Here is a 12,606-nt window from a genome sequence, read left to right on the forward strand (position 1 = left end):
CCGAAAGGACGCGCAGCGCTGTAGGGGCCGCGAAGAGGCTGAAAATGCCCTGAACGTCAAGCAGGGCCGATGGCGGATAGGCTTGAGGAGACCCGGACGAACCGGGTCCGGAGTAAGGACAAAATGCCCATTACAATTCTCGACGGTATCGTTCTCGGCGTCGCCCTGTTTTCCGCAATCCTGGCCATGGTTCGAGGCTTCTCGCGCGAGGTGCTCTCGGTCGCGAGCTGGGTCGGTGCGGCCGCGGCCGCCTATTTCCTCTACCCGCAGCTTCTGCCCTACGCCAAGCAGTACACCAACAGCGATACTGTCGCGCTGATCGGATCGGCGGCGGTGATCTTCCTGGTCGCGCTGATCATCATTTCCTTCATTACCATGCGGATTGCCGATTTCATCATCGACAGCCGCATCGGCGCGCTCGACCGCACCCTCGGCTTCCTGTTCGGTGCCGCCCGCGGCATCCTGCTGGTCGTCGTCGCCATGCTGTTCTTCAACTGGCTCGTCGCGCCGCAGCAGCAGCCGACCTGGGTAACCCAGGCGAAATCGAAGCCGCTGCTCGACAATCTCGGCAACAAGCTGATCGCGCTTCTGCCTGAAGAAGCCGACGCCACCATTCTCGACCGCCTGCGCGGCAAGGACACCACCGGCGAAGGTGAAGGCGAAGCACCGGCGGCGACCCCCGGCCAGACACCGTCGACGACGCCGGAGCAGGCGCCCGCCGACGACGCACCGGCCACCAACGGCTGAGACAGGAACGATTTGCCGACAAAGCCCGCCCCGCGGGCTTTGTCCTTTTGGGGAATAACGCTTGCAGCCGTTTTCAGCTAAGATCGCTTGAAGATGGCGGGCCTGATCACGATATGCGCACCGGTACGGAGCAAAGGCGACAGTGATGACCGATCTGAGATCCATGGAAATCCACGATGAACTCGAAGGCGATGAACTGCACGAAGAGTGCGGCGTCTTCGGCATATTGGGGCACTCGGACGCGGCGGCGCTGACGGCGCTCGGCCTGCATGCGCTCCAGCATCGCGGCCAGGAAGCCGCCGGCATCGTCACCTTCGACGGCAAGCAGTTCTGCACCGAAAAGCGCATGGGCCTCGTCGGCGACCACTACACCGACCCGGCGACGCTGGCAAAGCTCCCCGGCTTCATGTCCATCGGCCACACCCGCTACTCGACGACGGGCGAAGTGGCGCTGCGCAACGTCCAGCCGCTCTTTGCCGAACTTGAAGTCGGCGGCATCGCGATCGCTCACAACGGCAACTTCACCAACGGCCTCACCCTTCGCCGTCAGTTGATCGCCGATGGCGCCATCTGTCAGTCGACCTCCGACACCGAAGTCGTCCTGCACCTGATCGCCCGTTCCAAGCAGGCCTCCTCGTCCGACCGCTTCATCGACGCCATCCGACAGATGGAAGGCGGCTACTCGATGCTGGCGATGACGCGCACCAAGCTGATCGCCGCGCGTGACCCGATCGGCATCCGACCGCTCGTCATGGGCGAACTCGACGGCAAGCCGATCTTCTGCTCCGAGACCTGCGCGCTTGACATCATCGGCGCAACTTACGTCCGCGATGTCGAGAACGGCGAGGTGATCATCTGCGAGATCCAGCCCGACGGATCGATCTCGATCGATTCTCGCAAGCCGGAGGTATCGCAGCCGGAACGCCTCTGCCTGTTCGAATATGTCTATTTCGCCCGCCCGGATTCGGTCGTCGGCGGCCGCAGCATTTACGTGTCGCGCAAGAACATGGGCATCAATCTCGCCAAGGAGGCGCCCGTCGAAGCCGATGTGGTGGTTCCGGTACCGGACGGCGGAACGCCGGCCGCCCTTGGCTATGCCCAGCAGAGCGGCATTCCCTTCGAATACGGCATCATCCGCAACCACTATGTCGGCCGCACCTTCATCGAGCCGACGCAGCAGATCCGCGCCTTCGGCGTCAAGCTCAAGCACTCAGCCAACCGCGCGATGATCGAAGGCAAGCGCGTCATTCTGGTCGATGATTCGATCGTGCGTGGCACGACGTCGGTGAAGATCGTGCAGATGATGCGGGAGGCCGGTGCACGCGAAGTGCATGTGCGGGTCGCGAGCCCGATGATCTTCCACCCGGATTTCTACGGCATCGACACGCCGGATCGCGACAAGCTGCTCGCCAACCAGCATGTCGACCTCGCCTCCATGTGCCGCTACATCGGGGCAGACTCGCTCGAATTCCTGTCGATCGACGGCCTCTATGAGGCGGTCGGCGGCGAGAAGCGCGATCCGAAGGCGCCGCAGTTCACCGACCACTATTTCACCGGGGACTATCCGACCCGCCTTCTCGACCAGGAAGGCGCCAGCAATGTCCGCAAACTCTCGGTTCTCGCCAGCAACGGATAATCAGACAATAAAATGACGATCGATCTCAAAGGCCGGGTGGCCGTGGTCACCGGCGCATCGCGCGGTATCGGCTATTTCACCGCTCTCGAACTGGCCAAGGCCGGTGCCCATGTCGTCGCCTGCGCGCGCACCGTCGGCGGGCTTGAAGAACTCGACGACGCGATCAAGGCGGCGGGCGGTTCGGCGACGCTGGTGCCGTTCGATCTCGCCGACATGGCGGCGATCGACAAGCTCGGTGGCGCCATCAACGAGCGCTGGGGCAAGCTCGACATCATGGTCGCCAATGCCGGCGTGCTCGGCACGATCTCGCCGATCGGCCATGTCGAGGCGAAGGTGTTCGAAAAGGTAATGAACATCAACGTCAACGCCACCTGGCGGCTGATCCGCTCGCTGGAGCCGCTGCTGATCAAATCGGACGCCGGCCGTGCGCTGATCCTGTCGTCGAGCGCTGCGCACAAGTGCAAGCCCTTCTGGGGCCCCTACTCCGCATCGAAGGCCGCCGTCGAGGCGCTGGCTCGCACCTGGGCCGGCGAAACGCAGCGCCTGCCGCTGCGCATCCTCTCTGTCGATCCCGGCGCCACCCGCACGGCGATGCGCGCCCAGGCGATGCCCGGCGAGGATCCGGAGACCGTGCCGCATCCCTCCGAAGTTGCCGCCAAGCTTCTGCCGCTCGTCGGCCCTGACCAGACTGAGACCGGCAAGCTCTACATCGTCCGCGAAGACAAGATCGTCGATTACCGGATGCCGGAGTAAGCTTCGGCGCGCTTTCCAAACAAAAAGGCCACCGTGTCACCACGGTGGCCTTTTTTGTACCTTAGCTGAAACTCAGTCAGTCCTTGTCACCCGGCAGGCCGTCGCCGCCTGTCGATGGATGGGCCGGCCAGTCGCCGCCGTATTTGCGCTGCCAGGAGCGCGCGCCGAAAGGCAGCGTGATCAGGTAGCCAAGGGCCGTCACCGCCATCGTCTCCCAGGTATAGGTCATCAGCGTCGCGACATAGAAGACGACGCCGAGAATGGCCGGCAGGACGAGATCGCGGCGCACACGGCTGTTTTCCGACTTGCCGGACCAGACCGGCAGACGGCTGACCAGCAGGAAGGCGATCAGCACGGTGTAGCCCGATGCAATCAGCGCGAAGGTGCGCTCGGGCGCCAATCCCAAGAGGCCGAGATAGACCGGAAGCAGGACCAGCATGGCGCCTGCCGGTGCCGGCACGCCAACGAAATATTCCGACTGCCACGGCGCCTTGGACTGGCGCTCGGCCATGACGTTGAAGCGCGCAAGCCGCAGGCCACAGGCGATCGCGTAGATCAGCGCCGCGATCCAGCCGATCGAGCGGGCCTGATCCAGGATGAAGACGTAAAGCACGAGCGCCGGCGCAACGCCGAAATTGATAATATCGGCGAGGGAGTCCATCTGGCCGCCAAAATTCGACGTCGCCTTCAGCAGGCGTGCAACGCGGCCGTCGATGCCGTCGAGGAAGGCCGCGAGCAAGACCATGGCAACGGCAAGCTCGATGCGGTTTTCGAAGGCGAGCCGAATGCCCGAGAGACCGGCACAGATCGCCAGCACCGTGATCAGGTTCGGGATCATCAGCCGCAGCGGTATCTCGCGCAGCCGAGGACCACGACCGGTGTCGTTTGAACCGCTCGCGTCGCCGGTAGCTTTCGGCGGTTCGGCTGGGTTTTCCTGTTCAGAGCCTTCCATGTACACTCCTTATGCGCGACGGCTGAGGACCGGGCCCTTGGCCGAGCCGAACTCGGCAAGCACGGTTTCGCCGGCAACGGCAGTCTGGCCGACGCTGACGCGCGGCTCGGCTCCTGCGGGCAGGAAGACGTCGAGCCGCGAACCGAAGCGGATCAGGCCGAAGCGCTCGCCTGCGTCCAGCGAGCCGTTCTCATATTTCCAGCAGAGAATGCGACGGGCAACGAGGCCGGCGATCTGGACGACGCCGATCGCACCGTGCTTGGTCTCGATCACCAGGCCGTTGCGCTCGTTCTCGTGGCTGGCCTTGTCGAGCTCGGCATTGACGAACTTGCCGGCGCGGTAGGCGACGCGGGTGATGGTGCCGGCCATCGGCGCACGGTTCACATGGCAGTTGAACACGTTCATGAAAACCGAGATGCGGAGCATCGGTTCCGAGCCGAGGTTCAGCTCTTCCGGCGGCAGCACCGTTGCGATCGACGAAACGCGGCCATCGGCTGGGCTGATCACCAGATCGTCGTCGATCGGCGTCATGCGTTCAGGGTCGCGGAAGAAATAGGCGCACCAGGCGGTCAGCACGAAGCCGATCCACATCAACGGCTCCCACAGGAAGCCAAGCACCAGCGACATGACAAAGAAGATCGCGACGAAGCGATAGCCTTCCTTGTGCACCGGTACGAGCGTGTTGCGGATCGTATTGACCAGGCTCATAAACTCTACTCCAGATTTTCCGTGGAACGTGAACTAGCGCGAAATCCCCTGGCGGGCAACGTTGCCCGCCAGACAGCGACAAAACGCGTCGCGCTCAGCAAAGAAAGAAACGCCATCAGATCGCCGGCTCGCCGCGGGTAACGATGCCGAGATCGTCACTTTCGCGCACGCGCTTCAACTGCTCCTCGGCCTGCGTTGCTTCGCGCTGGCGGCTCCACATCGACGCATAGAGGCCGTCGCGGTCAATCAGCTCGCCATGGGTGCCGCGCTCGGCGATGACGCCATCCTTCAGCACGATGATCTCGTCGGCGTTGATTACGGTCGAAAGCCGGTGGGCGATCACGAGCGTCGTGCGGTTGCGCGAGACCACGTCGAGCGCTGACTGGATTTCCTGTTCCGTGCGCGTGTCGAGTGCCGATGTCGCCTCGTCGAGGATCAGGATCGGCGGCGCCTTGAGGATGGTGCGGGCGATTGCGACGCGCTGCTTCTCGCCGCCTGAGAGCTTCAGGCCACGCTCGCCGACCATGGCCTGGAAGCCTTCGGGCAGCGTGTGGATGAAGCCGGCGATCTGTGCCGCCTCAGCGGCCGCTTCGACCTCGGCCTCGCTGGCAGAGACCCGGCCGTAGCGGATGTTATAGGCAATGGTGTCGTTGAAGAGCACGGTATCCTGCGGCACCATGCCGATGACCGAGCGCAGGCTCTTTTGCGTCACGGTCCGCACGTCCTGGCCATCGACGGTGATGGCCCCTTCCTGCACGTCGTAGAAGCGATAGAGCAGCCGGGAGAGCGTCGACTTGCCGGCGCCCGACGGGCCGACGACCGCGACCGTCTTGCCGGCGGGCACTTCGAAGGTAATGCCCTTGAGGATCGGTCGCGCCGGATCATAGGCGAAATGCACGTCCTTGAAGGCGATGGCGCCCTTGCCGATGACGAGTTCGCTCGCATCCGGGCGATCCACCACTTCGGCGCGTACGTCGAGCAGATCGAACATGTGCTCGATATCGGTCAGGCCCTGGCGAATTTCGCGGTAGACGAAGCCGATGAAATTGAGCGGAATTGCAAGCTGGATCAGCATTGCGTTGATGAAGACGAAATCACCGAGAGTCTGTTCACCGCGCTGAACGGCGAGCGCCGACATGATCATCATGACAGCCGTGCCGGCGCCGAAGATCAGCGCCTGGCCGAAGTTGAGCCAACCGAGCGACGTCCAGACCTGGGTCGCCGCGGCCTCATAGCGCTCCATCGACTTGTCGAAGCGACGGGCTTCCATCTCTTCGTTGCCGAAATATTTGACCGTCTCGAAGTTCAGGAGCGAGTCGATCGCCTTGGTGTTGGCGTCGGTGTCGCTGTCGTTCATCGAGCGGCGAATGGCGATGCGCCAGTCGCTCGCCTTGACCGTGAACCAGATGTACAGCCAGACGGTGACGGCCGTCACAAACAGATAGCTGAAACCGTAGCCCCACCAGAAGATCACCGCCGTCAGCAGAAATTCGATCAGGGTCGGCACGCTGTTCAGGATCGTGAATCGGACGATCGTCTCGATGCCCTTGGTGCCGCGCTCGATGACGCGCGAAAGCCCGCCGGTGCGCCGCTCCAGATGGAAGCGCAGCGAGAGCTGGTGCATGTGGACAAAGGTCTTGTAGGCAAGTTGGCGAACCGCGTGTTGGCCAACGCTTGCAAACAGCGCATCGCGAAGCTGGTTCAAGCCGGCCTGCAGCAATCGCGCGAGATTGTAGGCGAGCACCAGCATCACCGCGCCGGTGAGGAACTGAGGCAGGAAACCCAAGGCATCCGGCTTGCCGTTCAGCGCATCGGTTGCCCACTTGAAGGAATAGGGAACGAGGATCAGAACGACCTTGGCGATGATCAGAATGACCGTTGCCCAGATGACCCGGAGCTTGAGATCGGCCCTGTCCGTCGGCCACATATAGGGCCAGAGATTGGCGATCGTCTGCAACGGATTGCTCGTATCGGCCGAAACAGTTTTCTTCTGGGGTGCCACGTTCTGATCCGCTCTTACGTTTCGCGCTGCTTGACGGCTTAGGGAGCCCCACGAGCCTTGCCGCACCGTGCTTTCCCTCTACAGCGCCGTCATCACCGTTCAATGAAAAGCGGCGCCTCGTTGAAGGCGCCGCCCTTGATCGAGAGATAGGCATCCATCGTCGCCGCCGCAATGTTGTTGGCGGGCGATCGACTGCCTATCGCTCGTGTTTCATGTGCTTTTTGTGAATCTCGCGCGATTCATCGTCCGGCAGCGCCTTATCCGGCACACCGAAAACCTGTCCCGGGCGAATGCGGTCCGGGTCTTCGATCTGGTCCTGGTTGGCCAGGTAGATCGTGGTGTATCGCAAGCCGGCACCATAGACGCGACGCGAAATCTGCCACAGCGTGTCGCCGCGACGGATGATCACGGAGGATTTGCTCTCCTTGAGCGGCTCCTGCTGGACCGTCTGAGGCTCTTCCTGCTGGGGAGCAGCCGCGGCAGTTTCAGTGCTTGGCGTCGTCGTGGCGTCGCTCGCCACTGCGCTGCCTGCACCCATCGCCTTCGCCAGTTCACCCTGCGCCGGGGCATTGCCCTTCGGCTGGGCCCGCGCGTCCGACGCCGGCGTCGCGCTGCCGCGCTCGGCCAGAACCGGACCAACGCTCGCGTCGACCTTGGCAAGCGCCGAAGCAACGCTCGGCGCATCCTGCGGCGCGGCCTTCAAGGCTGCCAGCGCATCGGCTGCCGCCTTCGACGCCCGTGCCGAGGCCGCGGCCAGCGCCTGATCGGAGTTGTCGGCGAGCCGGAAGTCGGCCAGCGACTTCAGAGCGATCTCCGTTGCGGAACGCGCTGCGGCGAGTTGCTCGCCTGTCGGGACCTTGCCATTGGCATAGAGCCCCTTCAACAGAGCCAGCGCCTTGCCTGCCTCGGCGCGTACGCCATCAAGACCGGCTGTCGCCGAGGGCGTGCCCGACGGCGCCACGGCGGCGACCTGCGAGCCTGCGGGGCGGTCGAAGGGAACCGAAGCGCGCATAGCGACCTTGGTGCCATCCTCGTTCAGCATATCGGCGCGGATGATGTGGCTGCCAACGGTCAACTCGATCTCGCCATCGACGACGAAATTGCCCTTGTCGTCGGCCTTCATTTCTCCGAGCAGCTTGTCATCCGCATAGACGCGCACCAGCGCACGCGGCCTGGCGCTGCCCGCGACGAACATCTTGCTTCCCTCGATCTCGACGGCACTCACCTGCAAGCCGGGAACACCGAGCGCCTTTGCCGGAGCCGAGGATGCGTCGCCGGTCGCGAGCGGCGTCTGCGTCGCAGTCGATGCGACCTCGGCCGGCTTGTTGTCGGTCCCTTGCTCGCTTTCGGCCTTGGCAGCTTCCGGCGTCGCGATCAGTCGGCTTGCCTCACCTGGCTTCGACACCATGGCGAGAAGTTGACCGGAGGGGTCCTTGGGAACCGAAACGGTCGCAACTTCCTCGGAACTCTTCACCGTGCCGTCCTCACCAGTACTGCGCAGCGTCAACTGATAGTCGCCAGCCGGCAGAGGCTTGTCGAAGACGGCCGCAAAGTCACCCGTCGCGCCGACATCGGCGGTACCGACAACGGTGTCGCCGCTCAGGATCTCGAGCTTCGAACCGGGCTCGGCGTGCCCAGCGATCACGGTCGATCCATCGGGCTCCACGCGCAGCACGTCGAAACCGGGCACGTCCGGATTTTCGGCGGGTGCGTTCGTCGGCGCAGCATTGGCTGTCTGTTCGGCCTCACCGGCCTTGGCGTCCAGCGGCTTCGCGGTTCCTTCGGTCGCCTGCGGGCCACCGGTGCCAGAAGCAGTCTCGTTCGATTGGCTCGCGTTGCCTGCGGCCGGTTCGTCCGCCGGCTTCTTGCCGTCACCACGCAGGTTCGGTTGCACCACGAATACCATCAACGCTGTCGCTGCCACGAGGACAGTAATGGCCACCCAGCCGGCCTTATTTTTGATCATGCCACTCTCCACACGGAGCGGAGCAACGCTCCGCGCATGCCCACTCATCGGCCTGCGGTGCGGGCTTGCGCCATTCATTATAGCGCAACAGCAAGCAACTCGTCCGATTTCTTCAATCAATCCCTGAAATTGCTAGCGATTCGCGATTCGGCATACAAGCAGTCAAGGGCGCCGCAACCGCCGGAAACCCGGCTTTCCCCTCATTTTTCTTGACCCATGCTGCGCTGCAATGTTTTTTGGGGGCATGAGCACTGAGAAAAGCACGATTCGATCCATCTGTGTCTATTGCGGTTCACAGCCGGGACGCGACAACGCCTACATGGAAGCCGGCCGCGCACTTGGCCGCTCGATTGCCGATCACGGTCTTCGCCTGGTCTATGGCGGCGGCACGCGCGGCATCATGGGAGCCGTCGCCAGCGGCGTCCTTTCCAACGGCGGCGAAGTCACCGGGATCATCCCGGAATTCCTCATGGACAAGGAAGCCACCCGCCATTCGCTCGGCCAGCTGAACGAACTGATCGTCACTGCCGACATGCACGAGCGCAAACACACGATGTTCGAACGGGCCGACGCTTTCGTGGCGCTCCCGGGCGGCATCGGCACTCTGGAAGAGATCGTCGAGATCATGACCTGGGCGCAGCTTGGCCGTCACCGCAAGCCGATGGTCTTCGGTAACATCAACAACTTCTGGCGGCCGATGCTGGATCTGCTGCAGCACATGCGCGAGGAGGGTTTCGTACACACGGCGCACCTCGTGCAGCCGCTCGTCGTCAATGATGCGGTCGACATCGTTCCGACCATTCTTGCTGCTGCCAGTGGTGGCAACGGGCGCGAGGGCGAGGCTGAGATCATTTCCAGGCTTTGATCTTTTAATTTCCGGACAACAAAAAGGCGCGCTCACCGGCGCGCCTTTTTCGTTTTTGTCCCATTCGCTTGTGTTACTCGGCCGGACTCGCCTGCAATGCTGCGCGACGCGCACGGCTTTCGGCCAACATCGCGCCCGAATAGATCACCAGCGCCGCCCAGATCAGGCCGAAGGCAATGAGCTTCGCGGTGCCGAAGGGCTCGTGGAAGACGAAGACGGCGATCAGGAAGATCATCGTCGGGGCGATGTACTGCATGATGCCGATGGTCGACAGCCGCAGCAGCTTGGCGCCGTTGGCATAGATCATCAATGGAATGGCGGTGACGACGCCGCAGGACATCAGCCAGAGAACATCGGCCGTGCCTGTATCGCCGAAATGCCCCTGCCCGGTCGCCTCGAGCCAGATGATATAGCCGAGCGCCGGAACGCTGAGCAGCAACACCTCCAGGAAGAAGCCCTGGTTCGGACCGACCGGCAGCGTCTTGCGGAAGAAAGCATAGAAGCCCCAGGACAGGCAAAGGCCGATCGACACCCACGGCAGGCCGCCGGCATCGAAGGCGAGCACGGCGACGGCCGATGCCGCAAGCGCGATCGCAACCATCTGCGCCGGGTTCGGCTTTTCCTTCAGCAGCACCGCGCCGAGGAAGATCGAAAACAGCGGGTTGATATAGTAGCCGAGCGCCGTCTCGATCGCGCGGCCGGCGCCAATCGCCCAGACATAGATGCCCCAGTTGATGGTGATCAGCACGGCGGTCAACGCCGCCATGCGCAGCATGCGCGGCGAGCGCAGCGCCACCTTGATGTCATCGGTACGACCGAGCCAAAGCAGAACCAGACCCGCGAGCGGCACCGACCACACGATCCGGTGCGCCACCACTTCCGGCGCCGGAATGTGAGAGACGGCCTTCATGAAGAAGGGCAGAAAGCCCCAAAGCAGATAGGCGGTCAGCGCGAAGGCAAAGCCTCTCGCGGAATCGGTATTTTCGGCGGGTGCTTTCGCGTTCGGCTCAGCCATAACATCTTTTCCTGGTGTGTTTGGCGAAGCCGTGGTGGCAACGGGCCGCTCTCCGGTCGCTCCTGCGTGCGTCCTTAAATCGCATCCGATTTAAGGACAAAAACATGCAGCAATTCAAAGTGCTACAGCGACCTTTGCGTGTCGGATAAGACGCGCGGTGCTGAAGGGAAGGCGCGGCTTACCAACCGACAAAGCCTCCCACGGATGCGTCCTACTCCAACGCCCGGGAATGCACCAATTCATTTCCGTGAAGAGATGGTGAGTTTTGCTTATCATCCCACCGCAGCGGAGCCTGCCCTACCTCGCCGCCGACGTCATTCGGCGGCAATCAGGCCGACATGGTCGCGGTTCTTCAACAGCTTGAAGATGATGCTGTCCATCAGTGCCTGGAAGGATGCGTCGATGATGTTGTCGGAGACGCCCACCGTCCACCAGCGTGCGCCGGTCCCGTCAGTCGACTCGATCAGCACGCGCGTGATCGCCTCGGTGCCGCCATTGAGGATACGGACCTTATAGTCCGCCAGTTCGAGATCTTCGATTTCCGACTGGTACTTGCCGAGGTCCTTGCGCAGCGCGAGGTCAAGCGCATTGACCGGGCCATGGCCTTCGGCAACCGACATCATCGTCTCGCCGTCGACCACCACCTTCACCACCGCTTCCGATACGGTCTTCAGATGGCCGTTGGCGTCGAAGCGGCGCTCGACCATCACCCGGAAGCTTTCGACGTGGAAGAAATCCGGCACCGTGCCGAGGATGCGGCTTGCCAGCAGCGCGAAGCTCGCATCCGCCCCCTCATAGGCATAGCCGGTCGCTTCCCGTTCCTTGACGATGGCGATCAGCTTGTCGAGTTTCGGGTCGTCCTTGCTGACGACGATGCCGCGGCGCTTCAGCGCGTTGATGAAATTGGCCTTGCCGCCCTGATCGGAGACCATGACCTTGCGCAGGTTGCCGATGCTTTCCGGCGCGACGTGCTCATAGGTGCGCGGGTCCTTGAGCAGCGCCGAAGCATGGATGCCGGCTTTGGTGGCAAAGGCCGATGCGCCAACATAGGGCGCCTGCTGGTCCGGCGAGCGGTTCAACAGCTCGTCGAAAGAATGGGCGAGCTTCGTCAATTCCTGCAGGCGATCGGCATCGATCGCCGTTTCGAAGCGATTGGAATAGGTCTCCTTGAGCGCGAGCGTCGGGATCAGCGTGACGAGATTGGCGTTGCCGCAACGCTCGCCGATGCCGTTCAGCGTTCCCTGGATCTGGCGCACGCCGGCTTCCACCGCCGCCAGCGAGTTGGCGACCGCCTGGCCGGTGTCGTTGTGGGCATGAATGCCGAGATTGGCGCCCGGCACGCCGGCAGCGATCACAGCAGTGACGATCTCGCGCACCTCCGGCGGCTGCGTGCCGCCATTGGTGTCGCAGAGCACAACCCAGCGGGCGCCGGCTTCAAAAGCGGTCTTCGCGCAGGCGAGCGCGTAAGCCGGGTTGGCCTTGTAGCCATCGAAGAAATGCTCGCAGTCGACCATCGCCTCACGACCGGAGGCGACCACCGCCTCGACAGAAGCGCGGATGTTGTCGAGGTTTTCCTCGTTCGTGCAGCCGAGGGCGACCTCGACATGATAGTCCCAGCTCTTGGCTACCAGACAGATGGCGTCGCTTTTTGCGGCAAGCAGGGCCGCGAGGCCCGGATCATTCGACGCCGAAACCCCGGCGCGCTTGGTCATGCCGAAGGCGACGAAAGATGCCCTCTGCGTGCGCTTGCGCGTGAAAAACTCGGTATCGGTCGGGTTCGCGCCGGGATAGCCGCCCTCGATGTAGTCCATGCCGAACGCGTCGAGCAGACCCGCAATCGCAATCTTGTCCTCGACCGAAAAGTCGATGCCGGGCGTCTGCTGCCCGTCCCGTAGCGTCGTGTCGAAGAGGTAGATGCGTTCCCTGGTCATGGCTAATCGTCCAAATGCTCGGTTCTTGCTG

The 12,606-nt window shown here is 63.0% G+C and carries 10 protein-coding genes; 4 read left to right on the forward strand and 6 right to left on the reverse strand.

Annotated features, from left to right (window positions below):
- Positions 1-123: 123 nt before the first annotated feature.
- The 3 genes from ASE60_RS21325 to ASE60_RS21335 all read left to right on the forward strand — a co-directional run bounded on the left by ASE60_RS21325 (position 124) and on the right by ASE60_RS21335 (position 3,136).
- Positions 124-747: a CvpA family protein gene (locus ASE60_RS21325; protein ID WP_057252728.1), complete on the forward strand. Its 624-nt coding sequence runs from the start codon at positions 124-126 to the stop codon at positions 745-747.
- Between the two features lie 145 nt (positions 748-892).
- Positions 893-2,383 carry an amidophosphoribosyltransferase gene (gene purF / locus ASE60_RS21330; RefSeq protein WP_057252730.1) on the forward strand — a complete coding sequence of 497 codons (1,491 nt, stop codon included), beginning with the start codon at positions 893-895 and terminating at the stop codon, positions 2,381-2,383.
- A gap of 12 nt (positions 2,384-2,395) precedes the next feature.
- The gene (locus ASE60_RS21335; RefSeq protein WP_057252731.1) at positions 2,396-3,136 is read left to right on the forward strand and encodes an SDR family NAD(P)-dependent oxidoreductase; all 741 of its coding nucleotides are present in this window, start codon (positions 2,396-2,398) and stop codon (positions 3,134-3,136) included.
- Between the two features lie 76 nt (positions 3,137-3,212).
- Here the strand turns inward: ASE60_RS21335 and pssA are convergent, their stop codons facing one another.
- The 4 genes from pssA to ASE60_RS21355 all read right to left on the reverse strand — a co-directional run bounded on the left by pssA (position 3,213) and on the right by ASE60_RS21355 (position 8,764).
- The gene (gene pssA, locus ASE60_RS21340; RefSeq protein WP_057252733.1) at positions 3,213-4,088 is read right to left on the reverse strand and encodes a CDP-diacylglycerol--serine O-phosphatidyltransferase; all 876 of its coding nucleotides are present in this window, start codon (positions 4,086-4,088) and stop codon (positions 3,213-3,215) included.
- A 9-nt stretch (positions 4,089-4,097) separates the two neighbouring features.
- Positions 4,098-4,796 carry a phosphatidylserine decarboxylase gene (locus tag ASE60_RS21345; RefSeq protein ID WP_057252734.1) on the reverse strand — a complete coding sequence of 233 codons (699 nt, stop codon included), beginning with the start codon at positions 4,794-4,796 and terminating at the stop codon, positions 4,098-4,100.
- 115 nt (positions 4,797-4,911) lie between these two features.
- Positions 4,912-6,798, reverse strand: a complete 1,887-nt coding sequence (locus ASE60_RS21350) for an ABC transporter ATP-binding protein/permease (protein ID WP_057252736.1) — start codon at positions 6,796-6,798, stop codon at positions 4,912-4,914.
- Positions 6,799-6,994: 196 nt separating this feature from the next.
- Positions 6,995-8,764 (reverse strand): Ig-like domain-containing protein, encoded by a 1,770-nt coding sequence (locus ASE60_RS21355; protein ID WP_057252738.1) that lies wholly within the window; start codon positions 8,762-8,764, stop codon positions 6,995-6,997.
- 244 nt (positions 8,765-9,008) lie between these two features.
- On the opposite strand from ASE60_RS21355, the gene ASE60_RS21360 reads away from it, so the two are divergent.
- Complete coding sequence (locus tag ASE60_RS21360) at positions 9,009-9,629, forward strand: TIGR00730 family Rossman fold protein (protein WP_057252740.1); 621 nt, start codon at positions 9,009-9,011, stop codon at positions 9,627-9,629.
- Positions 9,630-9,702: 73 nt separating this feature from the next.
- Here the strand turns inward: ASE60_RS21360 and rarD are convergent, their stop codons facing one another.
- Together rarD and cimA are read right to left on the reverse strand one after the other, a co-directional pair.
- Positions 9,703-10,644 (reverse strand): EamA family transporter RarD, encoded by a 942-nt coding sequence (gene rarD, locus ASE60_RS21365; RefSeq protein ID WP_057252741.1) that lies wholly within the window; start codon positions 10,642-10,644, stop codon positions 9,703-9,705.
- A gap of 314 nt (positions 10,645-10,958) precedes the next feature.
- Positions 10,959-12,575: a citramalate synthase gene (gene cimA, locus ASE60_RS21370; protein WP_057252743.1), complete on the reverse strand. Its 1,617-nt coding sequence runs from the start codon at positions 12,573-12,575 to the stop codon at positions 10,959-10,961.
- Positions 12,576-12,606: the final 31 nt, after the last annotated feature.

Origin of the sequence: Ensifer sp. Root278, from assembly GCF_001429285.1 — a bacterium.
Lineage (GTDB): Bacteria > Pseudomonadota > Alphaproteobacteria > Rhizobiales > Rhizobiaceae > Ensifer.